The sequence below is a fragment of the Wolbachia endosymbiont (group B) of Ablattaria laevigata genome, assembly GCF_964277395.1.
In the GTDB taxonomy this organism is placed as follows: Bacteria; Pseudomonadota; Alphaproteobacteria; order Rickettsiales; family Anaplasmataceae; genus Wolbachia.
The window spans coordinates 379,551-404,248 of sequence record NZ_OZ195519.1 but is presented as its reverse complement, the minus strand read 5'-3'; the positions used below and the strand labels follow the sequence as shown (position 1 = coordinate 404,248).

Annotated in this window: 24 protein-coding genes, 1 tRNA gene, 1 other RNA gene and 2 pseudogenes; 21 read left to right on the top strand and 7 right to left on the bottom strand. The window is 34.0% G+C overall.

The window, feature by feature from the left end; genetic code table 11:
- Positions 1 to 45: 45 nt before the first annotated feature.
- On the bottom strand, positions 46 to 603 hold the full coding sequence (locus tag ACICP1_RS01980; RefSeq protein ID WP_395460991.1) for a GNAT family N-acetyltransferase: 558 nt from the start codon (positions 601 to 603) through the stop codon (positions 46 to 48).
- Between the two features lie 16 nt (positions 604 to 619).
- Between ACICP1_RS01980 and ACICP1_RS01975 the strand changes: the two genes are divergently transcribed.
- Positions 620 to 1,780 carry a multidrug effflux MFS transporter gene (locus tag ACICP1_RS01975; protein ID WP_264684792.1) on the top strand — a complete coding sequence of 387 codons (1,161 nt, stop codon included), beginning with the start codon at positions 620 to 622 and terminating at the stop codon, positions 1,778 to 1,780.
- Between the two features lie 246 nt (positions 1,781 to 2,026).
- Here the strand turns inward: ACICP1_RS01975 and ACICP1_RS01970 are convergent, their stop codons facing one another.
- The gene (locus tag ACICP1_RS01970) at positions 2,027 to 2,992 is read right to left on the bottom strand and encodes a Mur ligase domain-containing protein (RefSeq protein WP_395460990.1); all 966 of its coding nucleotides are present in this window, start codon (positions 2,990 to 2,992) and stop codon (positions 2,027 to 2,029) included.
- Between the two features lie 52 nt (positions 2,993 to 3,044).
- Here ACICP1_RS01970 and ACICP1_RS01965 point away from each other — a divergent pair.
- From ACICP1_RS01965 to ACICP1_RS01915, 11 genes and pseudogenes are all read left to right on the top strand, one after another.
- A pseudogene (locus ACICP1_RS01965) lies at positions 3,045 to 3,666 on the top strand (IS6 family transposase).
- Between the two features lie 157 nt (positions 3,667 to 3,823).
- Complete coding sequence (locus ACICP1_RS01960) at positions 3,824 to 4,465, top strand: HAD family hydrolase (protein WP_010401658.1); 642 nt, start codon at positions 3,824 to 3,826, stop codon at positions 4,463 to 4,465.
- Entirely contained in the window at positions 4,465 to 4,938 is a 474-nt protein-coding gene (locus ACICP1_RS01955) for an RDD family protein (RefSeq protein WP_064085312.1), read from the top strand. The genes ACICP1_RS01960 and ACICP1_RS01955 overlap by 1 nt, the downstream gene beginning before the upstream one ends.
- A gap of 53 nt (positions 4,939 to 4,991) precedes the next feature.
- Positions 4,992 to 5,468 (top strand): bacterioferritin, encoded by a 477-nt coding sequence (gene bfr, locus ACICP1_RS01950; RefSeq protein WP_010406741.1) that lies wholly within the window; start codon positions 4,992 to 4,994, stop codon positions 5,466 to 5,468.
- Position 5,469: 1 nt separating this feature from the next.
- Positions 5,470 to 6,081 carry an SURF1 family protein gene (locus ACICP1_RS01945; RefSeq protein ID WP_395460989.1) on the top strand — a complete coding sequence of 204 codons (612 nt, stop codon included), beginning with the start codon at positions 5,470 to 5,472 and terminating at the stop codon, positions 6,079 to 6,081.
- Positions 6,082 to 6,090: 9 nt separating this feature from the next.
- Positions 6,091 to 7,089, top strand: a complete 999-nt coding sequence (locus ACICP1_RS01940; RefSeq protein WP_395460988.1) for a recombinase zinc beta ribbon domain-containing protein — start codon at positions 6,091 to 6,093, stop codon at positions 7,087 to 7,089.
- Positions 7,090 to 7,176: 87 nt separating this feature from the next.
- Positions 7,177 to 7,413 (top strand): WPE palindromic element domain-containing protein, encoded by a 237-nt coding sequence (locus ACICP1_RS01935; protein WP_230440369.1) that lies wholly within the window; start codon positions 7,177 to 7,179, stop codon positions 7,411 to 7,413.
- Positions 7,410 to 8,684 carry a phosphopyruvate hydratase gene (eno, locus tag ACICP1_RS01930; protein ID WP_395460987.1) on the top strand — a complete coding sequence of 425 codons (1,275 nt, stop codon included), beginning with the start codon at positions 7,410 to 7,412 and terminating at the stop codon, positions 8,682 to 8,684. Before ACICP1_RS01935 ends, eno begins: the two co-directional genes overlap by 4 nt.
- The gene (cgtA, locus tag ACICP1_RS01925; protein ID WP_395460986.1) at positions 8,672 to 9,685 is read left to right on the top strand and encodes an Obg family GTPase CgtA; all 1,014 of its coding nucleotides are present in this window, start codon (positions 8,672 to 8,674) and stop codon (positions 9,683 to 9,685) included. The genes eno and cgtA overlap by 13 nt, the downstream gene beginning before the upstream one ends.
- A 448-nt stretch (positions 9,686 to 10,133) precedes the next feature.
- Positions 10,134 to 10,471: a transfer-messenger RNA gene (gene ssrA, locus ACICP1_RS01920) on the top strand.
- Between the two features lie 14 nt (positions 10,472 to 10,485).
- A complete protein-coding gene (locus ACICP1_RS01915; protein WP_264682772.1) occupies positions 10,486 to 10,914 on the top strand; it encodes a ClpXP protease specificity-enhancing factor SspB in 429 nt (142 codons plus the stop codon).
- A gap of 251 nt (positions 10,915 to 11,165) precedes the next feature.
- Here ACICP1_RS01915 and ACICP1_RS01910 read toward each other — a convergent pair.
- A pseudogene (locus ACICP1_RS01910) lies at positions 11,166 to 11,740 on the bottom strand (IS6 family transposase).
- Between the two features lie 281 nt (positions 11,741 to 12,021).
- Here ACICP1_RS01910 and ACICP1_RS01905 point away from each other — a divergent pair.
- Positions 12,022 to 12,798: an enoyl-ACP reductase gene (locus tag ACICP1_RS01905; protein WP_010406361.1), complete on the top strand. Its 777-nt coding sequence runs from the start codon at positions 12,022 to 12,024 to the stop codon at positions 12,796 to 12,798.
- A 394-nt stretch (positions 12,799 to 13,192) separates the two neighbouring features.
- Here the strand turns inward: ACICP1_RS01905 and ACICP1_RS01900 are convergent, their stop codons facing one another.
- Positions 13,193 to 14,374 (bottom strand): hypothetical protein, encoded by a 1,182-nt coding sequence (locus ACICP1_RS01900; RefSeq protein ID WP_395460985.1) that lies wholly within the window; start codon positions 14,372 to 14,374, stop codon positions 13,193 to 13,195.
- Between the two features lie 118 nt (positions 14,375 to 14,492).
- Here ACICP1_RS01900 and ychF point away from each other — a divergent pair, with 118 nt between their 5' ends.
- Positions 14,493 to 15,587 carry a redox-regulated ATPase YchF gene (gene ychF, locus ACICP1_RS01895; protein ID WP_010406370.1) on the top strand — a complete coding sequence of 365 codons (1,095 nt, stop codon included), beginning with the start codon at positions 14,493 to 14,495 and terminating at the stop codon, positions 15,585 to 15,587.
- 7 nt (positions 15,588 to 15,594) lie between these two features.
- Here ychF and ACICP1_RS01890 read toward each other — a convergent pair whose 3' ends face one another.
- Both ACICP1_RS01890 and glpX read right to left on the bottom strand, forming a co-directional pair.
- A complete protein-coding gene (locus tag ACICP1_RS01890) occupies positions 15,595 to 17,022 on the bottom strand; it encodes a hypothetical protein (RefSeq protein WP_395460984.1) in 1,428 nt (475 codons plus the stop codon).
- A gap of 142 nt (positions 17,023 to 17,164) precedes the next feature.
- Positions 17,165 to 18,088 (bottom strand): class II fructose-bisphosphatase, encoded by a 924-nt coding sequence (glpX, locus tag ACICP1_RS01885; RefSeq protein ID WP_007302771.1) that lies wholly within the window; start codon positions 18,086 to 18,088, stop codon positions 17,165 to 17,167.
- 119 nt (positions 18,089 to 18,207) lie between these two features.
- On the opposite strand from glpX, the gene ACICP1_RS01880 reads away from it, so the two are divergent.
- Positions 18,208 to 20,022: an ankyrin repeat domain-containing protein gene (locus tag ACICP1_RS01880; RefSeq protein WP_395460983.1), complete on the top strand. Its 1,815-nt coding sequence runs from the start codon at positions 18,208 to 18,210 to the stop codon at positions 20,020 to 20,022.
- Between the two features lie 77 nt (positions 20,023 to 20,099).
- On the opposite strand, the gene ACICP1_RS01875 is transcribed toward ACICP1_RS01880, so the two are convergent.
- Positions 20,100 to 20,173, bottom strand: a tRNA-Arg gene (locus ACICP1_RS01875).
- A gap of 151 nt (positions 20,174 to 20,324) precedes the next feature.
- On the opposite strand from ACICP1_RS01875, the gene ACICP1_RS01870 reads away from it, so the two are divergent.
- The 6 genes from ACICP1_RS01870 (at position 20,325) to ACICP1_RS01845 (ending at position 24,674) form a co-directional block, all read left to right on the top strand.
- Complete coding sequence (locus ACICP1_RS01870; RefSeq protein WP_007302769.1) at positions 20,325 to 21,062, top strand: ABC transporter ATP-binding protein; 738 nt, start codon at positions 20,325 to 20,327, stop codon at positions 21,060 to 21,062.
- Between the two features lie 140 nt (positions 21,063 to 21,202).
- Positions 21,203 to 21,370: a twin-arginine translocase TatA/TatE family subunit gene (locus ACICP1_RS01865; protein ID WP_265024981.1), complete on the top strand. Its 168-nt coding sequence runs from the start codon at positions 21,203 to 21,205 to the stop codon at positions 21,368 to 21,370.
- Between the two features lie 126 nt (positions 21,371 to 21,496).
- Complete coding sequence (locus tag ACICP1_RS01860; protein WP_395460982.1) at positions 21,497 to 22,153, top strand: exopolysaccharide biosynthesis protein; 657 nt, start codon at positions 21,497 to 21,499, stop codon at positions 22,151 to 22,153.
- A 95-nt stretch (positions 22,154 to 22,248) separates the two neighbouring features.
- Complete coding sequence (locus ACICP1_RS01855; RefSeq protein ID WP_395460981.1) at positions 22,249 to 22,905, top strand: exopolysaccharide biosynthesis protein; 657 nt, start codon at positions 22,249 to 22,251, stop codon at positions 22,903 to 22,905.
- Positions 22,898 to 24,292 (top strand): cysteine--tRNA ligase, encoded by a 1,395-nt coding sequence (gene cysS, locus ACICP1_RS01850; RefSeq protein WP_395460980.1) that lies wholly within the window; start codon positions 22,898 to 22,900, stop codon positions 24,290 to 24,292. Before ACICP1_RS01855 ends, cysS begins: the two co-directional genes overlap by 8 nt.
- Entirely contained in the window at positions 24,261 to 24,674 is a 414-nt protein-coding gene (locus tag ACICP1_RS01845) for a YqaA family protein (protein WP_012481730.1), read from the top strand. The genes cysS and ACICP1_RS01845 overlap by 32 nt, the downstream gene beginning before the upstream one ends.
- Positions 24,675 to 24,698 lie beyond the last annotated feature (24 nt).

Below are 24,698 nucleotides of genomic sequence, written 5' to 3'. Positions count from 1 at the left end.
TTATAAACCACTTGTAGTAATTTAGGTAGATTGTTGAAAAAACACTCATCTTGAATGGTTCTCAGGAATTCTTGCCTTAATCATTAAAATCGCACTATTACTTTCCATAATTTTTTTAAAGCCAACTTTTTCGTAAACACGGATTGCACAAACATTTGCTATACCTGGGTCGACAAAGGCATTCTCATAAACTTTAAAGACAAATTTGTTTAAAAATATATTCAAAGCTTGTGAACCAACTCCTTTACCTACATAATTCAGCTCTCCGATATACCAGTCTATAGCAGCACAACTTTCTGGAAGTTCTAAAGTGTTATAGATCTGTTTAGGTGGGAAATCATTTTTGTTGTAATATTGAATATAACCAATATCAACTCCATCACAATTAATAATGAATGCGTGCATTGGTTTTTCAATAATTTGTGTCTTAAATTTCAAACGTTTGAATCCTTTAACGTAGTTGCTATATTTTTTCTCAATTAACTCTGGTGTCCAATTTATATCCGTATCCCACCACTTCTTTATATGGGGCATTTCTACCCATTTTAATAATAGTGAAAAATGTTCTTCTTTCAACGCTTTAAATGTGATATTTTTATTCATTAATTAAAGATTTTAAGTGTTACTACCGTTTTTATTAATTCTATCTCTAATTGCTAAGTTCATTGAAATTGATATTTCTGTACCTAGTTTTCCTGATATAGTACGCTATTTTAACGTACCGGAAGGCACAATTCAATTAACTATTGCTTATAATTTTTTAGGCGTTTGCATAGGAGGGTTATTTTTTGGTCCATTGTCTGAATGCTATGGCAGAAGAAGGATGATGATCATAGGCAACACTTTGCTACTCATCGGTGCTGTTGGCTGTGTCTTTGCGCTGTCAGTTTCTTGGCTTTTAATCTCTCGCTTTATTCAAGGCATTGGTGTTAGCACATCTGTAGTTGTGTTTGCAATTATTGCAGACAGCTATAAAGGCAACGAAGCAGTAAAATTTATTGGAATCATGAATTCTATTATCACAGTTCTCATAGCAATTGCACCAGTATTAGGCAGTTTCATCAACAAAATTGTTGGGTGGCGTGGCAACTATGCAAGTGTTGCAATACTTTGTTTCATCTCTTGGGTTTTGCTGCTTTTTCTGTTACCAGAAACAAAAAAGGACCGTGATATTTTTAGTCTAAAAAAAATGATGAAAGACTATAAAAAATTATTATCAAGTTCAAAATTTATGGTGTTGTCTTTGGCACAGAGCCTTTTTTCTGCGGCTTATATGTCATTCATTACTTGTGGCCCTTTTTTGTATATGGAAACTTTTGGTTTATCCAGCACTATTTATGCGCTACATCAAGGTGCAATGGTTGGGTCTTTCTCACTAATTAGCCTGTTTTCCAGTAAGATCTTAAAGAAACTTGGAGCAATTTGGTGTGTAATTTCCGGTACAGGCGTAATTGCTATTGGATCCCTATCACTTTTAATATTCAGTATAATCATGCCCAGTGCTTACTACTTAGTAACGCTGTCTATGGTTATTTTTTGTATTGGCTGTGGAATTTGTCAAGCAGTCATTTTCAATGCATCATTAAATATTTTCCCTGAAATGAAAGGCACAACTTCTTCTGCAATTTCATTTATTAGAGCTTCTATCATGGCTATTTTTATCGGCTTAACAAGCTACGTTTACGATGGTCAAGCAACCAGTGTAGCTATTCTTGTTTTTTTTGCAGTAGTTCTAATTTACTGTCTATTTATTGTTTTCAAGGTCTGGAAAAATCTATAATCACCATATAGATCCTTCTCATTTCTAGTTATTGCGGTAATATGTATTGTAACTTTGCTGGCTGCTCTAGATGTATCTCTTCCAAATCACCTAATCTATATTAGTTAAAGAGTATTATCTTGCTCATGCGTCTAAAGTTTGAGAGCCAATTTTCAGCAATCCAATCAAATTCCAATTTTTTTCAAACAACTGTTTCTTGCTATTTTTGTACCTTAAAAAATTTAGCTTACTTTTACGCTAGCTTGTTCAAATAGCATTAGTACGATTTACTTTTTTTGAATGTAGAGATTTTCTAGGGATTGTCCTCTTAAATTCTATAGTATCTTGTTTAACATTGAAACGAGAATCCAGTTTCAAGCATTGAAGTGACGAATCAAGAACTGCTTTTATCCCATCCCTATCAACTATTTGAGTAGTTGACAATGGAATCCAGTTATTTTCGTTTATACTAATCAATACATCAAATTCTATGCTATTATTGTGTTGTTTGACGTTGCTGGCTCTAATCTTATCATTCCCAAACCCAAACGTTATAGAATTATTCTCATCATAATTGACGCTTGCAGAATCAGGTAAAACCGCAAAATTCGCGTTGTTTACAAATCGAGAAAATGCATTTTTGATTTCGTTAAATGTACCGTAATGGTCTATATGGTCGTCATTAATACTTGTTACAACAGCAATATTTGCAGGAATTTTTAACATAGTTCCATCAGACTCATCAGCCTCGATTAAAAAAATGTCACTCTTGCCAAGTTTTGAATTACTCTGATAGGAGTTTAATACTCCTCCCACAATTACAGTAGCATCAGTACCAGAATGATCAAAAATGGAAGCAATCATAGCTGTTGTTGTTGTCTTGCCACTTGAACCAGAAACCGCTATCACATATTTACCTTTCATAATTTTAGCCAGCATGTCTGACCTATGCAAAACTGTTTTATTGTTATTTCTTGCTGCAACTAGCTCCACATTATCAGGTTTTATTGCGGAAGAATGTACAACTATTTGAGCTTGTCTAATACTACTTGCATCGTGACCAATATAGACCTCTATACCTAATTTTTGTAACCTATCTATATTGTCGTTTGATCGCGTATCACTGCCTTGAATTTTATAACTGGAATTATGAAGAATTTCAGCAATTGCGCTCATTCCAATTCCACCTATACCGATTATATGTATTACTTCTTTTTTAGGGTTCTGTCGCATTTGTAGGGAAGTAGAAAGAAGAATGATATAATTGTCTAAAAAAAAAGCAAAGATGTTTCGTATCAATCAAAAATTGTTGCCATATTTCAAAGGATTTAGCTTTTCAGCGGATGTTATCTGTATACATGGAATGTCGATTCTCTTTGAGCTATCGAGATTTGGAAGAAATGATGAGTATAAGGGGAGCAAAATGCTACGTTACAAAGGTGGGTTATCACCACTGATAGATGAGGCAGTAAGGAAAAGAAAGAAGCAGGTTGGTAGTAGTTGGAGAGACTTACATTAAATTAAACGGTAAATGGGTTTATTTATATACTGTACTCTTGTGTGTTAGTAGAGACAAGTCTGCAGCACTTGCATTCTTTCGTAAAGCCTTCAGGAGTAACTATCTTCCTGAGGAAATTGTAATTGATAAAAGCGGCAGTAATACTGCTGCTCTTGATGATTTGAATGCAGAAATTTCTGAAGATTACAGTTCTTCAAATAAAATATCTAAATAATATTGTTGATAGATTTATCAAAAAACTAATAAAGCCAATGCTTGGGTTTAAAAGCTTCCATTCCGCAAAGATTACCATCACAGGCATAGAAAATATTCGTATGATTCAAAAAAGACAAATTATTAAAATAATGTTTCTACTTTTGAGAATTTTGCTATGTTAATGGCTTCATAACTCCTATAATCCCACCTTTTTTCCTATGGTTTATAGATGCGACAGAACCATATAATATAACCAGTGTATTAGGTTACTATGTAAAAATGATTAACATAGAAGCTTTATCATCAAAATATTATTTACTTATTAGTTTAAAATACGTCACAATATAAAAATGAAAAATAGCCGATTAGCGGTAGTATTCGATTGGGATAATACCTTAGTTGATACTCAAGATAATATTTCTAATGCCATTAAGCATACTTTAGATTTGATGGGATCTGGCAGTAAAGTTGTTGATAGAAATTCTCATGAATCAAGAAAGAGCTACATGGTCAATTTGTTTGGTGATCAGTGGAAAAAAGCGAATCAGATATATCAAAAATACCTAGATAATGCATTGTTACAAAATATTACTCTGAATGAAGGAGTAGAGAAAATGCTGCAGACACTGAAAAGCCACAATATTTACCTAGCGATAGTTAGCAATAAGAAAAATACTAATTTACGTCAAGAAGTTGCCTACTTTAAACTAGATTCTTACTTTGAAAGAATAGTTGGATCATGTGATACTGCAGAAGATAAACCATCTGCAACTCCACTGCTATTTGCACTAGAGGAGAGTACGCTACCTGTAAATAGAGAAAATGTGTTTTTTGTTGGTGACAGCATCACAGATATTCTATGTGCACAAAATGCAAATTGCTTACCTATTGTATACGGACAATCAATAAGAGGTTATGAAGATTTGTTATATTTTCAACATTTTAATAAACTTACAGAATTCATAGTAAAGTATTTGAAAGATAGGTGGTAATGACAGAGATCGCTAGTGTACACAGGCGCTTTTGCGCATATTTAATAGATGTAGCAATTTTATTAATTCCAACCTTACTAATTGTGTTGTCATTAGGGGATTTTCCATTAATTTTACACCTGTCATACATGTGTATAAATTGTGGATACTTTACATATTTTATATCTTCAACAGCTCAAGCAACTCCTGGTCAACAGTTAATGAATATATATACTATCACTTTAGATAGTTCTAAAATAGGTTTGAGCTTAGCATTTGATCGCACTATCTCTCAGTTTTTCCTTCCTATGCTAAATAATTCAATTATCACCTTTATCAAACTTTTTCAAACATCAGTAAATGCTTTAAGTACACTAGAAGTGATTATAGTGATGCTTACCTTCAGTTGGTATTTAGTTGCTTGCTTCTCTCAGAGGAAACAGGCATTTCATGATGTGCTATTTGATACGATTGTTGTGAGAAAAATGAATTGATGTTGCCTTGATTGTTATGTAGATTACATTGGTATATTAGCTAAAGAAAGGTTATGAATAAAGAAATAGTAGAACATTTAAATAAATTACTTACAAATGAGCTGACTTCTGTACGCCAGTATCTTTTGCATTCTGCGATTCTTAAAAATAGCGGAATCAATAAACTTGCAGAAAAGATGAGAAAGGAGCTTAATGAAGAACTTGAGCATGCAAATAGGTTGGCAGAAAGAATTTTACTGCTTAAGGGCATGCCAAATTTTCAAGATACAAATAAAATCTCAAAGTATGAAGGAAAGTTCACAAAAGATACAATGCAGAAAATCTTAGAAGATAATTCTAACTTAGAAGAAGAAGGTATCAAGGGCATCAAAGAGGCAATTTCCGTTGCTGAAAAAGAAAAGGATTTCGTGAGTGTAATGTTATTAGAAGGACTACTGAAAAATGAGGAAGAGCACTTACATTGGATCAAAGAACAGATTGACCTTATTGAGCTTATGGGTATTGAAAATTACTTGAGAACACAAATATAGAGTGTTAAGAAAAACAGTATTTATTTTCATTATACCTTTTTTACTTCTTTTTTCACTCGGGTTATGGCAGTTATTTAGATTGAGCTGGAAGAATAATATTATCAAAAATATGGATCTTCCAGTTATTCATCTACTGCCTAGTGATAATCTTTCAAAGTTTAACTACAGAAACGTTAAAATCGACGGAATTTTAAGTGATATAGAACTATATGTTTTCGCAGGTCAACGTGGCTATCATGTGCTGTCTCCTATGTTGCTTATCAATGGACATTACATGTTAATAAATAAAGGAATAGTCAGAGAAAAAAAAGAAGAAAAAGCAAAAATTGAAAAAGTAGCTGCTGATGGCGTTTTGTATTGTGATGGTAGCAAAAATTGGTTTATCAAAAATGATATTGCTTCAAATACATGGTTTACCTTAAGTACAGAAGAAATCTCCAATGATCTAGGTATTAAGCTAGAGAAATGTATATTGTGGCAAGATAATTTTGGTGGCAAATTGACTATACAGCCAATAAAGCATCTTGAATACACAATTACTTGGTTTGCACTTTCCTTGATTTGGCTCATTATGTGCGTATTTTACTATAGGCAAAATATATATAAGTCGTAGAGATACAGTGTGGAAAAAGAAAAGCTACAAATAGAAAAAATGCAACAAAGTGGAAGAAAATACTTATTACAAGGGTTAGTGATATGTCAGTGTTGCAAATCCGTTTATTATGGAATGAGTAATGCTAAGGGAGGAAGAAGTTACTATCGTTGTCCTGGAAAACGTTTTGGTGAATGTAACAGCAAATCAATACGCGCAGATATACTAGAAGGGGTAGTATGGGAAGAAGTGAAGATGTTAAGAGGGCATATAACGAAGGAAAAGTGTGATTTATCAGAGGTAGATTGGGAGACTAAATTTAATATAATTAGAAAGTTAGTTCAGCGTATTGAAATTGATGATGATAATGTACATATGGTGTTTCGATTAAAAGAACTCGCTCTCGAAAGACAAAAAGAAGATATTCAACCTTGTACCAGAATTATAAAGAATGTAGTGCTATCAAATGCAATAGGAATGCATAAAGTTAGCAATGCCCTGGCTGCAATATCAGTTGCAGTGAAACTTGGAATTAGTGATGAAGAGATTAAAAAAGGTCTTTTGGAATTTAAAGGAGTAGCAAGGAGATTTTCTTTAATTGCCGATATTAAAGGTGTTAAGTTAATTGAGGACTATGCTCATCATCCAAATGAAATACAAGCAACCCTGGCAGCAGCACGTTTGACCACTAAAGGAAAGGTAACAGGAATTATCGAGCCGCTTCGTTTTGCTCGTGTTCGTAATTTTTTTGATGAGTTCGTACGAATTTTCATGATGTTTGATTATGTAATTCTCACTCCTGTCCATCCTCCAGAAGATAAGCCTATTCCTGGCTGTGGAATTGATGATATACAAAAAGCCTTGATCAGTAATGGGTTTAATGATGTGAAGATTATGAATGATGCTTTACTCATTTCACATTTTATTAGTAATTCGACAAGTTCAGGAGATGTAGTATTATTTATTGGTGCTGGTAGTAATATAGCTAAACTAGGGAAAGAAACTGCAAAGCTGCTGCTAGTAAAATAAACTTAAGCATTGGTGATTTATATGATAAAATTGTGTAGTAAAACTGGATCCCAGTGTCTAGGCAAACAACTGTACAGACATTGCGATATGGGGATAGCTTCCATTAAGAATGGTGTCATCCCAGTGCCCAGACACTGGGATCCAGAAGACTTAACTTTAAATAAGTGGCTGTATAATAAAAACTGGATTCCAGTGTCAAGCACTGACCATCCGCTACTCAAATTACCTGTATATTGCAATGTTCGTACACTGAAATGTTACAGCGCTGGGGTGACATTTCCCGAACGTGAACACAATTGTGAATCTAGTGGAGGTTTAGCATGATGAAAAAGACGATCAGCAGTGTATTTGCAAGAGAAATTTTAGATAGCAGGGGTTACCCAACAATTGAGGTAGAAATAGAACTATGTGATGGAGCAACAGGTAGAGCCGCTGTCCCTTCTGGGGCTTCGACCGGTAAACTAGAAGCATTGGAGCTGAGAGATCAAGATGAAAAAAGGTATTGTGGTAAAGGAGTGCTGAAAGCTGTTCAATCTGTGAGTGGAGTGATAGCAAATAAAATCATTGGCATGGATGCAGCAAACCAGAGTGCAATTGATAAAGTTTTAATTGAACTAGATGGAACAAAAAATAAATCTAAACTTGGAGCAAATGCAACTTTGGGTGTGTCTCTTGCTGTTGCAAAAGCAGCAGCAAACAGCTTTAAAATGCCGTTATATAAGTATTTGGGAGTAGGGGAAGAGCAGATGCCAGTTCCGCTAATTAACATCATTAATGGTGGAGTACATGCAGATAATAAACTCGATTTTCAAGAATTTATGATTCTTCCGGTTGGTGCTGAAACTTTCAGTGAAGCAATCAGAATATCTGCAGAGGTATTTCATAACTTGCGCAGCATTCTTAAGAAAAAAGGTTATAGCACAAACGTAGGAGATGAAGGTGGTTTTGCACCAAACATTGGAAGCACTGAAGAAGCTCTTAATTTGATAATTCAGGCTGTTGAATCTGCCGGTTATTCGATGAAAAATCACTTTGCACTGGGTCTTGATGTTGCTGCATCTACTTTTTATGAAGATGGAGTTTATAAATTTGAAAACAGAGAACTCACTTCAGAGGAATTGGTTCAGTATTATTTTGACCTTGTAGGCAAATATCCAATAATTTCTATAGAAGATGCAATGAATGAAGACGACTATGAAGGTTGGAAATTACTTACTGCAAAATTGGGAAGTAAAATTCAATTAGTCGGGGATGATTTATTTGTTACAAATTGTGAACTAATAAGTAAGGGAATAGAGGAAAAAATGGCAAATTCTGTACTAATTAAACCAAATCAAATAGGAACACTTACGGAAACTTTTGCTGCTATTGAAATGGCAAAATCAAATGGCTATAGGGCTATTATTTCGCATCGCTCAGGTGAAACAGAAGATACAACGATATCCCACATAGCGGTTGCATCGAATTGTGGACAAATCAAGACTGGCTCGCTGTCGCGTTCTGATAGGCTTGCAAAGTATAATGAATTAATGAGAATAGAAAGTTCATTAGGAGAAAATGCTAAATATTATTGTGGGTTAGCATGGACTTCATAGACGAAGTTAAATTATATTTAAAAGCAGGTGATGGTGGCGATGGCTGCGCGAGTTTTCGTCGAGAAAAATTCGTTGAATTTGGTGGCCCAAACGGTGGTAATGGAGGCAGGGGAGGAGACATAATTTTCATCAGTGATGCAAATCTCAACACTTTGCTTAATTTTCGTTGTCGAAGACATATTAAAGCAAGTAGTGGAAAAAGTGGTACGAGTAGAGATAGATCTGGCACGGCAGGAAAAGATATTATACTTAAAGTTCCAGTTGGTACACAAATAATCGATGAAGAAAGTGAGGAAATAATAGTAGATCTTGATAAACCTGACATGGAATTTCAAGTAGTGAAAGGTGGAAAAGGTGGGCTTGGAAATACTAACTTTAAATCTTCCACCAATAGGGCACCAAGACATTTTACCCATGGTCAGCCCGGCGAAGAAAGAAACATAGTATTGAAGCTAAAAGTTTTATCTGATGTTGGCATTATTGGTATGCCAAATGTAGGTAAATCTAAATTTTTAACCCGCTGCTCGAATTCTGATACGAAAGTAGGCGATTATGAATTTACTACTATAAGACCACATTTAGGTGTAGCAAAAGTGGATTATAGCGAAATTGTAATAGCAGATATTCCTGGAATAATCGCTGATGCTCATCTTGGAGTTGGGCTCGGACACAAATTTTTAAAGCACATAGAAAGGTGCAAAATTTTACTGCATTTAATTGATGTAACTCACGATGACATTATTTCAGCTTATAATTGTACGCATAATGAACTGAAGCTTTACAATAGCGATCTTGTTGAAAAAGAGGAAATTGTAGTGTTAAATAAATGTGACTTATTGGAAGAAACAGAAATTCTTGAGAAGAAGAATCATTTAGCCAATTATCTTGATAGAGAAGTACTGTGCTTATCAATCGACGATGATTTACAGCCCATCTTAAGATTATTAAATGAAAAAGTGAAAATTAAGGAAATTAATGTATATGATCCTTTTAAGATGTGAATTTTTTATTTGACAATCAAAGTCTGGATTCCAGTGGGTAATTTTCCACAGTTGTCTGCATTTTTTGTTCCACAACTTATCTTTTTTTCGGCTTGTGCCATTTCTCACACTGTCTCTTGCTTTCTTGAACTCAGAAATTCAATAGCTACAAAAGCATTTGAGTAGTTTTTTGTTAAGAATTAGGCATAGAATCCCCCATATTTATTAATAAAGAACAGAAAAAATGTAACGCACATACGACAGAGATTAAGCATATGTGTGCACCCATTTGCGCTGAAGAAGATACTCTACATTCTTTACTGAGTTTGATTATTTGATAAAAAAGTCTGCAGACGAAGATAGATTTTGAGCTCTAAAAATATCTCTACTTTGATTATACTAAGATTAGATAAATAGGCGAAGTAATTTTTATATTAATTTTTTAGCTTACAACCGATTTTACGTTCAACAACTTGACATTTATTCAATACTACTGTATAATAAAGATGTGCATTTTTTGTACTATGGCAATAAAATTACCTTGTAATAGGTGTATTGGACCCGAGGGCAGTACTCGGCGCCTCCACCATATTTTTTGATTGATACGGGGGCGAGTAAGGATCGACATGCATAGTAAAGATGGTAGCTTTGCTCGGTTAGATACCACCGCTAAGAGTTCACAATTTAGATGCAAACGATAACTTTGCTGCTGAAGACAATGTTGCATTAGCTGCTTAATTTAGGCACTATAACTTCATTGCTATAAGCACGGTTTAGGGAACGCCGGGTAACAGAAGTTCCCCCAAACATGTAAGGGTTATATGGATAAAACAGATTATCAGAAGTCGCTTAGTTATGCTAAATTTCAAGTTATCAAAAAGGCTTTGAATACTATATTAGATAATGTTTTTACTCCTCACTTAGAAATAGTATTTTTTACGTGCTTTAATGGTGTTGTCATGCCAGACTACTTGAAAGAATCATACCCTACTCAAATGCTTATTATATTACAGCATCAATTTTTTGGTCTAAAAGTTCTTGAAGATAAGTTTAGCGTCAGTTTGAGCTTTCGTGGAAAACAAGAACAAGTCACTGTACCGTTTTTTGCTATTAGTGAGTTTCATGATAAAATTTCAGGAGATACTTTAGTATTTAGCGTTGATTCTGATAAAGAATATGAAAGTGAGAAATGTGCTGAAAAGTCATCAAATGGTAGTATTATATCTATAGATCAACTTTACGATAAGTAGTTACTTCATTTTATAAATAAAAAATATTGTATCTGTTCAGGATATCGACAAGACCATAGAGTAAAAGTGAGTTTATAACAAATGGTATCATTTGAGTAGCTGACATTGGCTTTCACATAAAAAACGTTGTAAAGCGCTTTCATGCTTACCAACGGTTCTGTCGCAATCTATAAACCATAGGAAAAAAGCTGGGATTATAGGAGTTATGAAGCCATTAACATAGCAAAATTCTCAAAAGTAGAAACATTATTTTAATAATTTGTCTTTTTTTTAATCATACGAATATTTTCTATGCCTGTGATGGTAATCTTTGCGGAATGGAAGCTTTTAAACCCAAGCATTGGCTTTATTAGTTTTTTGATAAATCTATCAACAATATTATTTAGATATTTTATTTGAAGAACTGTAATCTTCAGAAATTTCTGCATTCAAATCATCAAGAGCAGCAGTATTACTGCCGCTTTTATCAATTACAATTTTCTCAGGAAGATAGGTACTCCTGAAGGCTTTACGAAAGAATGCAAGTGCTGCAGACTTGTCTCTACTAACACACAAGTCTACAGTATATAAATAAACCCATTTACCGTTTAATTTAATGTAAGTCTCTCCAACTACTACCAACCTGCTTCTTTCTTTTCCTTACTGCCTCATCTATCAGTGGTGATAACCCACCTTTGTAACGTAGCATTTTGCTCCCCTTATACTCATCATTTCTTCCAAATCTCGATAGCTCAAAGAGAATCGACATTCCATGTATACAGATAACATCCGCTGAAAAGCTAAATCCTTTGAAATATGGCAACAATTTTTGATTGATACGAAACATCTTTGCTTTTTTTTAGACAATTATATCATTCTTCTTTCTACTTCCCTACAAATGCGACAGAACCGAAAATATTCGTATGATTCAAAAAAGACAAATTATTAAAATAATGTTTCTACTTTTGAGAATTTTGCTATGTTAATGGCTTCATAACTCCTATAATCCCAGCTTTTTTCCTATGGTTTATAGATGAGACAGAACCTTTTTTATACGTTAGCTACAGTTAAAACATAATTGACTTTGCCTAGTTAATATTTCAAATTATAAAAAAGGCAAATAATTCTATGATATTGCAGGGCAAAAAAGGGTTAATAACCGGAATAATAAATAAGAGGTCAATAGCATATGGTATAGCACAGACCCTCTCAGAACATGGAGCTGAGCTTGCAATCACTTATCAAAATGAAACAATAAAAGAGAAATTATTACCAATAGCAAGTGAATTAAATGTAGAGTTAATATTGCACTGTAATGTTTCAAATGAGGAAACTATAGATAATGCTTTTAAGGAAATAAAGGAGAAGTGGGGTGCTATTGATTTTTTGGTACATGCAATAGCATTCTCCGATAAAAATGAGCTAAATGGTAAATATGTCAATACTTCACTAAACAACTTTATTAATGCAATGCATATATCGTGCTATTCTTTTACTGCTTTAGCGCAAAGAGCGGAAAAAATGATGTTAAATGGCGGTAGTTTACTTACTTTATCCTACTATGGTGCTGAAAAAGTTATGCCAAATTATAATGTGATGGGTTTATGTAAAGCAGCACTTGAAGCAAGTGTAAAATATATAGCATGTGATCTCGGACCACAGAACATCAGAGTAAATGCAATTTCTGCTGGTCCAATCAGAACTTTGGCATCTTCTGGAATAAGTGACTTTCACTCCATATCGGAATGGAATAGAAGTAATTCTCCACTTAGACGCAATGTTACAATAGAAGATGTTGGAAAGGCAGCACTATACTTATTAAGCGACCTGAGTAGTGGTACAACTGGAGAAATTTTACATGTTGATTCAGGGTATAATGTTGTGGGAATGAAGATAGTAGACTAATACAGTACTGCAGATGCATGTGAAGCCTGTGTTTTTTTGTTATCCGAGTAATTGACATTGGAGCCCAGTGTCAGCTACTCGAATGACAACATTTTTTAATTAAATCTCGCACATTAACCATAGAGTTATTATTTTATAAGTATTTGTTGCTGCTGATCTTCTATTTTTACTTCCTCCATTTGGGTTAAGGGATTGTGCGTGAGGGTTGCTCTTGAAGTTGCCTTGCAAGGAAAAAGTCTTTTTCCTCCCGATCTTGGAGTTGCTTTGCAAGCAAGAAATCCTATTGTTCTTGTGTTTGTTTTGCTAAGACTTTATTCTTATTAAGCAGTGGTTAAAATGAGCATGGCTTTTATTATAGAATGTCCCCCTATAGAAGTATATAGACTATGAAGACTTATCTTACAGGTTGTGGTACTTGTTGTTGATAAAATGTTTTTTCTACACGTGCTTCTTCCACACTGCACCTTCTTGATAAGACTGGCTCCTCAAGGCATTTTATACGTTGCTGTACATCATTAATGCACTGCCCTATAACATCACCAATTTTTCCATCAGCATTTTTTGCCAATAACTCATCAAACTCCCTCTCAATCTCTACTCTCTCAGAGATATCCTTTGAAAGATCACAATATTCCAAAATTTCATCTATCCGAAGTTGTTTTGCTAATAGAAAGTCTTCTTGCTCCTGCTGCTGTTTTATTAACTCTTGAGTTACAATTTTAGCCCTAGAGTAATGATTTCCTTCAAGATATATTGTTTCTCTCTCTTTACTACCCCATAACTCGTCATTTAATTTATAACTCTCACGATTAAACATCTGATTTAGTTGATCATTGTTTATCATTTCAGGATTTGGTTCAAACTTTTGTTGTTTCTCTCTGCCGCTAACTTTACAATGGACATTAATTTCAATGTTGGCTAAAGAAGCTAATAATTGAATTTCTTCAATAAAAGGAAAATAACTTTTACTGTCTATTGCTTCTAGATAGGATTGATAGAGTTCAGGTTTGTCAAGAAATGAGCGTGTAATAAAATCACTGTTATATTCGGCATTATAGTCACTCTCACCAATGCCATCAAGAGCCTCTGCATATTCACTTAGATTAAGCACAGCTTGATTATGCGATATATTAAATTTGCTAACAGCTCTACTTACTAACCTCTTCACATTACCTTCAGCATTTTCAATTTTCCTATTTGTTTGCTTAACCAGACCCTTTATTTTATCAGACTTGCCAGTTAAATCCCCTGGCTTATTAAAAAACATATTAAAAACCTTTTCTAGCTGATCCTTTAAAGGAGCTGGCATACTTGGATCATCTAAAGACGTAAATCGACTTAAAAATTTGTGCCATTCCATTCTCATATCTTGCGCTCTTTCAGCTTTATATGTACCAGAACTGTTATCACCAAACACTGCATGAAAAAAGCAATTGCCATCACCTGCAGTATCATATTTAACTACTTGGTTATTAGAAGGTTCTTTTTCTACATTACTCTCTGAAGTCTTGCGTCCTTTAGCATTTTCAATACTGTCAAAACCATTTGGTAATTTCCGTTTTCTAAGCCCAACCATAATTTCTACCTTAATTCAAGCTATATGTTATTATATTAACTAACTTATTAATAAGTAACTAATTAGGTATAGCAAAAATTTTTTAATTATGCAATAATTAAGGCTTTAAATAGCAAATATGAGCTTTAACTGTGGTATAGTTGGGTTACCAAATATAGGAAAATCAACTTTATTTAATGCACTTACAGAGTCAAGTGCAGCTGAAGCTGCAAATTATCCTTTTTGCACAATCGAGCCAAATGTTGGCAAAGTGCCAATACGAGATCAGCGTTTGAAACAAATTGCCTCGATTGCTCACTCGGGGAAAATAATCTACAATCAACTGGAAGTTGTCGATATTGCCGGCTTGGTTAAGGGTGCGAGCAAGGGTGAAGGACTAGGAAATAAATTTTTGAGTCATATCAGAGAAGTTGATGCCATTGTTCATCTGCTCAGGTGCTTTACGGATGACGATATCAGCCATGTAAACAGTAAAATAGATCCAATATCAGATGCTGAAATAGTGGAAATGGAGTTAATTCTAGCTGATATTGATAGCATAGAAAAAAGGCTTCCTCAATTGGAAAAGAAAGCAAAGCAAGGTGATAAAGAGCTAAAGAGACAACTTGAATTAATGCAAGAGGTATTAGCTACTTTAAAATTAGGTAAACCGGCAAGAAGCTTGGAGAATATCGATGAAGATGAGATGAAGTTGCTTCAATTGCTAACAACAAAGCCTGTTATGTATGTATGCAATGTTGAAGATACGAATATCATAACTGGTAATGAACTATCTAAAAGGGTGGAAAAAATGGCGGAAGAAAATAAAAGCAAATTTTATTGTATTTCAGCGAAACTTGAAGCAGATATTGCAAATCTTGATAGTGAAGAGGAAAAACAGAATTTTTTATCAGAATTTGGCTTACAAGAATCAGGACTTGATGGAGTAGCACGTATTATGTATGAAGTGCTAAGTATGATAACTTTTTTTACTGTGGGCCCCAAAGAAGCACGTGCATGGCCAATAAAGATAGGATCAACAGCTGACAAAGCAGCAGGTGTAATTCACACTGATTTTGAAAAGGGCTTTATAAAAGCAGAAACCATAAGCTTTGAAGACTATATAAAATATGGAAGCGAATTAGCTTGCAAAGATGCAGGGAAAATTCGCTTCGAAGGCAGAGATTATATCGTGCAAGATGGCGATATAATGCACTTTAGGTTTAATGTGTAGTATACATCTAACTACCAAAGTACCCGGGAGTCCAGCCTTTCTTTATGGCTTCCTCTTCGCTGATCTCATCTAGTTCCACGTCATGGAGAATGGAGCTAGGTGTTGTAACAACTTCTTTCCCCTGTGGTTGTATATTCTTCTCCTCCTCACATAATACGTTCTCCAGACATTCTTCTAAAAATTCATATAAAGCTTGATTTTCTATAAGCATATCCTTATTTTGCTTAGCTAATTCTAAAATTTCCCTTACTTGAACATCTTTACCATTAATAGTTACCTGACCAATCTCAATATTACTAGGATTTGCATTTAAACTAATAAAGCAGTCAACAGAATTACCTTTCTCATCTTCTGCACTCCACCTAATTTTCATATCGCATGTTGCATCTTTTGCAAAGCGGTAATTTCTTTGTTGCTTATCATTCTTTTCAATCGTTACAATTAGTTTACCATCGCTGTATATTTTTGCTCTTTTTACCTCATTTTTATTTCTTTCCATCCTTTCAATTTTGTCAGTGAAAAGACGGCTTGTTTCTAAACTCTTTTCAGGTTTAATAATATTTACACTAAGATTATCATAATGATTAACTTCTGCATTTTCGCCTGGCCAATAACGTCCATCAAAAAAGCCTACTAGACCATCTTCTTTTAGAAATTCTTTTGCATCATTCATCCCTTCTTCAATTCGAATAAGATATCTACCTAACCTATTTTCAAAATTCTTTTTCTGATCTTCATTAGTAAACTTCTTATCTAATATATTCATTATTTCTTTTTGCTGACTCAATATCGCATAGTTAAAAAGAAAAATATCCCTTTTTCTTCGATAATAATTTGCTATTTTATCAAATGGATCTGCCGGCCGGCCGCTATTATAATTTACATAATCATTAGGGTCTTCACATTTATTATCCTTAAAATCGAATCTCAAATTTTTAAAATCTGATAATACTTCTTCTGCCCTACCTTTAAGAAACTGAAGTGTACTTTGGAGATTTTCTCCATAACTCATTCCATCTTTAATCCTAGAATAAATATACTCACCCAATCTTTTTCTAAACTCTTCTTGTCTTTTGAGATCAGGAAGCTTATTATCTAATATATTGATTATCTCCTTTTGCTTGCTTAACACTACATAGTCAAAAAGGTCTCTCTCTTTTTTATACTTCTCTGCTATTTTGTTAAAACACTTACTATCATTATAATCCAATTTTTCGAAGTCTTGGAGCACGTTTTTTACATCATCCTCACTAAATTGAAGATTTGTTTGAGGAGATGCGTCAGTTCTACTTTGATCATCAAGTTGAGGATTTTTTTTAGTAGATTGGACTAATAAACTTTCTGTGCTGTTAGAGAAAGAATGATTATTTTCTTCAGATTGAGAACTTTTCTTTTTAGACGTATTCGTAAAAAAATTAGTTAGTGAACTAAACATTAAGCACCTCTTAGTATTACTATTTAACTATAACTTAATGCCAAATGTTGTAAAGCTAAAATTAATATGTAAATTCATTTTTTTAAGACAATTATAAGTATCTTCCTTCTATAAAATTTTATAATTAGCATATAACAAATGTTTAAGATATTGATTTTGTTTGTATTTTTATTACTTTACCAGGCAATATTATTAATGAATTAGTCAGACAAATATCTTGGCCAAACTTTACTCCATCCACAAACTCTCCATTTGTTACTCCAGTTGCAATGAACACTGATTCACTTCTTGCCATGTCTTTCACGGTGTAGATTTTTTCTGGGTCAGTGATATTCAAATTTTTTGCTCTTTCTTTTAATTGATCCGTGTCAAATATTAATCTTCCTTCTATCTGCCCACCGATTGAGCTTAGCGCTGCTGCTGCAAGCACTCCTTCTGGAGCTCCTCCTGTGCCGATATACATATCGTGATTGCCATTTATTAGCGAAACTATGGCTGCAACATCACCATCATCTATTAATTTCACTTTTGCTCCTAGCTTCCTAATTTTTGCTATTAATTCATCATGTCTTTCACGTTTAAGTACAGTTACTATAAGATCACTTGCTTTACATCCTTTTGCCTTGGCTAAATTGTCCAGATTCTTCTCAATCCTATTTTTTAGTGAGACTACACCCTCTGGGAGATTTTTTCCCACTGCTATCTTTTCCATATAAACATCAGGTGCATGTAAAAAATTACCTTTTTTTGTTGCAGCAAGAACAGACATTGCCCCTTGTTTATAATGAGCGCAAATCGTAGTGCCTTCAAGTGGATCAACAGCGATGTCAATCTCAGGGCCACTTCCTGTGCCAACTTTTTCTCCGATATATAGCATCGGTGCTTCGTCCCTCTCCCCTTCCCCAATCACAATTGTACCATTTATTTCCATTGAGTTTAGCACCGTACGCATTGCATCAACTGCAACCTGATCGGCCTTTTTTTCATTACCAAGGCCTGCCAATTTATATGCAGCAAGTGCTGCAGCTTCGGTTACTTTCACTAACTTATAGGCTAAATCTTCTATCATTTGCTCGAGAATCATAAATCAATATATATCATGCCACTTGATACTGCAAGATTACTTGACTGAATAATGAAAAAGTTGATATAATAAGCGTATAGCAATAATAGTAAGATTTGAATATGATCGGTAATTTAACTTATGAAGATGTAAAGAAATTTGTAACTGATAATCCTAATATAGTTGCTCAGGAATTTGGTGAGAAGCTAAAACAAAGTGGTCCAACAGATGCAAAGATTTGTGATTTGTTTATGGATATTCTCCGCTCAGGGAAAAGCAGTATTTTAAATGATTATGATACATTTCTAAAAATTGTTGAATTGCTCGCAAAGTCAAATATTAAAATTGATATTGGAGATACTACTTCTAAAACTGTATTAGATTACGCTGTGTCAGGTGAAAAACCTAACGTTATAAAGATATTTTTGGATAGCGATAAATTTGATCAAGAAAGAAAATCGAATGCTTTGTTGACCGCCGTTAATGAAGGTAAAGTTCAAGAGTTTGAGATATTTTTAGATTACATAGATCATACGAAAATACTAGAGGTTCTTAACACAGCTCCTCACAATGAGAGCACTGAAGTTATGAAGATACTCTTGAATAACAAAAGATTTACTGGAGAAGAGAAAGTTCAGGCTTTGAGTAATGCCTCTGTAGATGGCGACCTACCAAAAGTTAAGTTACTTTTAAAGTATATGACAGGTATACCAGAAGATGACATAAGAAATCTTCTAAAAATAATTGAAGAAGGGAAATTATCACTCAGAGAACAACTTCAAATAGATTCTGAGTTTAAAGTCGACTTCAGCAATTCTGATCACAATAAATATCTCTCAAGCTGTGTAATAATTGCACTGCTTAGATCAGCAATAAACAAGAAGCAAAACACACCTGATGGAGCGGAGTCCAATGTCAGTAATACAAGCACTGGTCTCACGCTAAATAATGATGACATTAGGAATCTGTGTCTTGATATAGATAGGGTTACAAAACAGGATAGCACAGTTACTAGTTTTGAAGATTTGCAAAAAAGGTTAAGAAGGAAGGGAATTAATCTTCAGAGCAAATGTGAAAAAAATGCTGTACTAGAATATGCAATTAAAGATCAAAATTTGAACGTTATAAAATTTCTCTTACAAAATGGAATGACCATCATCAATGCAATCGGTCAAGAAGGAAGGTATTACGTTAGCAAAATTGAAGGAGACAAACCTATATTATGCTTTGTTGTCTCTTACACTGATGATGACAATGCTGAGATTCTGAGCACGTTACTGCAAAGTGTTAATGCAGAGCAATCAAAACTAGATCCTGAAAGTGAATTGTACAGATTATATCAACAGTTAAAGGATGATGCATTCTGCACTGCTTCTTCAAAAAAGAATTCTGTGGCAGCAACAGCACTGATACAAAATGATCGAGAAATAATTGTGCCGCATGGATCAGCAACAAATAAGGAACAAGAAACATTCCACATAGAAACAAATAGTGTATCCAATAGTAATAGAAATGTTATTAGTAGACCTGTAGCAACAGTGCTCCCTGTTAGTACTAATGGTAATAATAACAAAAATGAAGCACCTGTATCAACAAGGACTGGCCCAACTGTCACACCAAATAATGATAAGAAAGCTAACGGCTTTGTAGAGGCTCAATTTTCTCCACCACATGAAAAAGAAACTAAATACAAAAAAAGTAAGGAGAGTTTTTACGCCTCATTAAGGAGTGATGTTGTTGGAGTTGTTATTGCAGGATTGTTTGTTGCTGCTGCTGTGATGGTTCCATCTTTAGCTGGTGTATTAGTTTGCAGTGTCCTAGCTATTTTAGTTGTAATAGTAACTGGATTACATGTAAAAAATTCTACACTGCCAAGTTATAGAGCAATGGAAGAAAATAAGGTTGAGCATATAAACCCAAGCATGCAAACGCTGTAAGTTGAGAAACTGGGACTCTAACTCCTAGAACGGTGTTGTAAACCTGTGTTAGTTTCTTCTACTTTATTAAGATTAAGTGGGACTAGTGCGATTCGAACGCACGGCCTTCGGATTAGGAATCCAACGCTCTATCCTACTGAGCTATAGTCCCATGTCTTCTGCTATTTATGCAAAATTATAGCAAAAAGTCTCGCATTTTTCTAGGCACCCTGTACAATTAATTCACAATAATAAAAAATATTTCTGTATTTCTTGAATGTAATACTGTTATATTTAATAATACGATTCCAATTGAAAGATTAATGCTAGTTAACAATATTAGTTACTTTTATAGTAATCAAGATGGCTTTGCTTTAAGCAACATCAACATTCAAGTGAAGAAAGGAAGTGTTGCCTGTTTACTAGGTCATTCTGGCTGTGGCAAGTCAACAATTCTAAAATTAATCGCAGGAATAGAAAATCCAAAATCTGGAACCATTGTTATAAATGATAAATTAGTTGCAAGTAACAAAGTGTCAATTGCTATAGAGCGTAGAAATATCGGATTGATTTTTCAGCATTCTGCATTATTTCCTCATAAAACAGTAATAGAAAATATAACTTTTGCTATTTGCAGTACTTCTAAGAAAGAAAAATACCTTACTGCATTGGAAATCTTAAAGCTATTTAATATAGAAAAATATGAAAACATGTACCCTCATGCTTTATCAGGAGGACAGCAACAATTAGTTGCAATAGCAAGAGTAATGGCGCAAAATCCTGATGTTGTTTTGCTCGATGAACCATTTTCTAATTTAGATATACTGCTCAAATATCGAATAAGGCACCATATATTGTCACTTTTTAGAAGCAAAAATATTCCTGTACTCATGGTAACTCATGATCCGCAAGAAGCGTTGAAAGTTGCAGATTTTATTTACGTGATGAAAAATGGTAAAATTATTCAATCAGGAGTTCCTAGCTACATATACCACAGACCTAAAGATGATACGTTAGCAAAATTTTTTAGTGAGCTTCCTTTTACTCTACAGCTAAACTAAACTTAATGTTAGGCTAAAACTATTATAAGATAATTAAAAACTCTTGATTTATAATTCAATAAAAGTGATATAATTTATGTATCACTTGGCTTCAGTCAAGTTTTAATACCTAAAAGTTAATATTTTCAACGGAGGTACAAATGAGTTTAGGTCCATGGCAGCTGTTTCTAGTCTTAATAATAATCTTAGTTCTGTTTGGTGCAGGTAGGTTACCACAAGTTATGGGTGATTTAGGCAAAGGCATTAAAAACCTTAAACAAGAACTTAAGGATTCAGAGAAACTATCATCTAGTGAACCAGATCGTTAGCTTCCTTATGTTTCGTGACACGCACTAAAGTGCGTGTCATTTGTTTAAACAAGGCTAAAGAATTGAAGAGGTATGATTGAAGTACAGTAATAATTATGTTAGTTAGAATGTTATTAAAGGTTAATCGTGGAAGAAAGTGAGAAATTGACTGAAGATAAAAAATTGGCCTCTGATATTCTAAAAGAGGTTGCAGATACCAATAACAACGATAGTGATAAAGTAACATTGTTCGACATCAAAACAGCTTTACATGAGCGTGGTTTTGGTATTTTAATAATCATCTTCTCTTTACCGCTATCAGTACCTATACCTGTTCCACCTGGCTATACAACCATTCTTTCTATACCTTTAATCTTATTTTCACTGCAGCTTCTATTTGGGTTTGATTCTCCTTGGATGCCTAATTGGCTAGAAAGGAAATCTTTTCAACGGTCAACACTAGCTCTCGTGGTAGAGAAAACTTCACCTACATTAAAAAAAATAGAAAAGTTCATGAAACCAAGAATGTCTTTCATTTTTCGTGGTCCGGGTGAAAAGATTCTAGCTTTTATGATGTTGCTTTGTGCAATAATAATAGCTCTTCCATTACCTTTTACTCACTTCCTTCCTGCAATTAGTATAACTCTTATTTCACTCGGCATTATGGGTAAAGATGGATTTTTATCTACGTTAGGAGTGTTAGTTTCATTCTGTGCGTTATTGGTTACCCTTATTGTAATAGTTAAAGGACCAAAACTTATAGCCGGAACACTTTCTCTTCTTAAAAGCTTTACAAAACTTTAATAAAAGAATGAAGTACAGCATGAAATGAATAATCGATATTGAAATATAGCAATAACTATGTTAGTTAGAAGTTATATTGTTATTAAAGGGTATCTGTGGAAAAAAGTGAGAAATTGACTGAAGATAAAAAATTGGCCTCTGATATTCTAAAAGAGGTTGCAGATACCAATAACAACGATAGTGATAAAGTAACATTGTTCGACATCAAAACAGCTTTACATGAGCGTGGTTTTGGTATTTTAATAATCATCTTCTCTTTACCGCTATCAGTACCTATACCTGTTCCACCTGGCTATACAACCATTCTTTCTATACCTTTAATCTTATTTTCACTGCAGCTTCTATTTGGGTTTGATTCTCCTTGGATGCCTAATTGGCTAGAAAGGAAATCTTTTCAACGGTCAACACTAGCTCTCGTGGTAGAGAAAACTTCACCTACATTAAAAAAAATAGAAAAGTTCATGAAACCAAGAATGTCTTTCATTTTTCGTGGTCCGGGTGAAAATATTTTAGCATTTATAATGCTGCTTTGTGCATTATCGATAGCAATCCCACTTCCTTTAACTAACTTCATTCCTGCAATTGGTACAACTCTCATTTCACTGGGTATCATGAGCAAAGATGGATTTCTCTCTATAATCGGAGTATTAGTATCATTGTGTGGGTTATTACTTACTCTTGTCGTAATAGTTAAAGGACCACAGCTTATATTTGGAGCATTTTCTTTTCTAAAAAGCTTTGTATATGGTTAAGCTTTACAACACTTTAACAAAAAAAAAAGAGCCCTTTACACCGATCGATAAAGATCATATAAAAATGTACGTCTGCGGACCAACAGTATATGATACTGCACATATAGGAAATGCACGTTCTGTTGTTGTTTATGATGTATTATTTCGACTGCTGAAATTTTGTTATGGCAAAGTTACTTATGTGCGTAATATAACCGACATCGATGACAAGATAATCAATGCAGCAAATGAGAAAAATAGTAATATAGAAAGCATTAGCAAATATTACACTAAAACTTTTCATGAAGACATGGAAAGCATAAATTGTGCAGAACCAACATATGAACCAAAAGCAACGGAAAACATAGATAACATTATCAAGTTAATTGAGTCTTTGCTGCAAGCTGGTCATGCTTATGAATCCAATAAACATGTATATTTTAGTGTAGAATCTTACCCTGAATACGGCGTTTTATCAGGAAAAAAAATTGATGAATTAAACTACGGTAGTAGAGTTGAAGTTGGTGAAAATAAAAAACACCCAGGAGACTTCGTACTTTGGAAACCTGCAAACGAAACTGACTATAAACTTTCAAGTCACTGGAATAGTCCATGGGGAGAGGGAAGACCAGGGTGGCATATAGAATGTTCAGCAATGTCATATGCTTACCTTGGCAAAGATTTTGACATTCACGGTGGGGGTATAGACTTGCAATTTCCTCATCATGAGAATGAAATTGCACAGAGTAAATCTGCATTTGCTGAGTCAACGTTTGCAAAATATTGGGTACACAACGGGTTTCTTACGGTAAATGAAGAGAAAATGAGCAAATCCTTATTTAATATAGTCAAAGTAAGGGATTTGTTAGATAGTGGAATAAAGGGTGAAGTAATACGTTATGCGCTGCTTAAAACTCACTACAGAAAACCACTTGATTGGACAGAAAATGTTATCTCTGAGTCGCAAGAAACTTTAAACAAGTTTTATCGGTTATTACGTAGTACATGTATTGAGGAAAGTGATGCAGAAGTCTCTAGAGATTTTATAGAGGCTTTGAAAAACGATTTAAACATTCCTGAAGCTGTAGCCATATTGCATGAAATGGCTACAGAAATCAATAAGACAAGTAATGAATGTGAGAGGCTCAAATTAACTAAGAAGTTTGTTAAAAGCGCAAGGTTCATTGGTATTCTTGAGTCAAGTTATCAAGAGTGGTTTGCAAGTGGTGTGAGTCATCAAGAAATAGAAAGGTTGATAGACTTAAGAAAAGTAGCAAAACAAAATAAAGATTATGATACTGCAGACAAAATAAGAGAGCAATTGAAACAAATGGGGGTTACAATTTCTGACAACGAAGATGGTACAACAACTTGGTATGGAAAATTATCTCCTATTATTTATAGATAGCCTAGTATCATCGCTTATCTTACCCATACATCAAGGTTTTGTACTTTACACTATGTTATGCTTTAGGTCAAACTACGATCAACTACTTATATTACTTTTTGGAGTATTAGGATCCAGTCTTGGTGGAATAGCTAACTGGTATTTAGGTAGAATAACAATTTTTATCAGAAGATCACATCACAAATTAGAGAATGAAGACAAAACACCAAAAATTGTAAGGCACCTACTGATTTGTGCAGTTGCATTGCTTTCGTGGGTACCAGCACTTGGAAGTGTAACTCAGATTTTATCCGGTTACTTCAAGTTAAACCTTTATATTCTTGTTCCCTTAATTATTTTATCTAACTTCCTCTGTTTGTTGTATCTAACGTTTACCATCTAACTAAACATCAATAAACAACTTTTC

Coding starts and splice junctions, on each gene's coding strand:
- ACICP1_RS01900 (WP_395460985.1), bottom strand. CDS start 14,374: ATGGTTGGGCTTAGAAAACGGAAATTACCAAATGGTTTTGACAGTATT.
- ACICP1_RS01845 (WP_012481730.1), top strand. CDS start 24,261: ATGGAAAATTATCTCCTATTATTTATAGATAGCCTAGTATCATCGCTT.
- ychF (WP_010406370.1), top strand. CDS start 14,493: ATGAGCTTTAACTGTGGTATAGTTGGGTTACCAAATATAGGAAAATCA.
- ACICP1_RS01880 (WP_395460983.1), top strand. CDS start 18,208: ATGATCGGTAATTTAACTTATGAAGATGTAAAGAAATTTGTAACTGAT.
- ACICP1_RS01905 (WP_010406361.1), top strand. CDS start 12,022: ATGATATTGCAGGGCAAAAAAGGGTTAATAACCGGAATAATAAATAAG.
- ACICP1_RS01890 (WP_395460984.1), bottom strand. CDS start 17,022: ATGTTTAGTTCACTAACTAATTTTTTTACGAATACGTCTAAAAAGAAA.
- ACICP1_RS01970 (WP_395460990.1), bottom strand. CDS start 2,992: ATGCGACAGAACCCTAAAAAAGAAGTAATACATATAATCGGTATAGGT.
- bfr (WP_010406741.1), top strand. CDS start 4,992: ATGAATAAAGAAATAGTAGAACATTTAAATAAATTACTTACAAATGAG.
- ACICP1_RS01955 (WP_064085312.1), top strand. CDS start 4,465: ATGACAGAGATCGCTAGTGTACACAGGCGCTTTTGCGCATATTTAATA.
- cysS (WP_395460980.1), top strand. CDS start 22,898: ATGGTTAAGCTTTACAACACTTTAACAAAAAAAAAAGAGCCCTTTACA.
- ACICP1_RS01935 (WP_230440369.1), top strand. CDS start 7,177: ATGGGGATAGCTTCCATTAAGAATGGTGTCATCCCAGTGCCCAGACAC.
- ACICP1_RS01980 (WP_395460991.1), bottom strand. CDS start 603: ATGAATAAAAATATCACATTTAAAGCGTTGAAAGAAGAACATTTTTCA.
- ACICP1_RS01960 (WP_010401658.1), top strand. CDS start 3,824: ATGAAAAATAGCCGATTAGCGGTAGTATTCGATTGGGATAATACCTTA.
- ACICP1_RS01870 (WP_007302769.1), top strand. CDS start 20,325: ATGCTAGTTAACAATATTAGTTACTTTTATAGTAATCAAGATGGCTTT.
- ACICP1_RS01865 (WP_265024981.1), top strand. CDS start 21,203: ATGAGTTTAGGTCCATGGCAGCTGTTTCTAGTCTTAATAATAATCTTA.
- ACICP1_RS01915 (WP_264682772.1), top strand. CDS start 10,486: ATGGATAAAACAGATTATCAGAAGTCGCTTAGTTATGCTAAATTTCAA.
- cgtA (WP_395460986.1), top strand. CDS start 8,672: ATGGACTTCATAGACGAAGTTAAATTATATTTAAAAGCAGGTGATGGT.
- eno (WP_395460987.1), top strand. CDS start 7,410: ATGATGAAAAAGACGATCAGCAGTGTATTTGCAAGAGAAATTTTAGAT.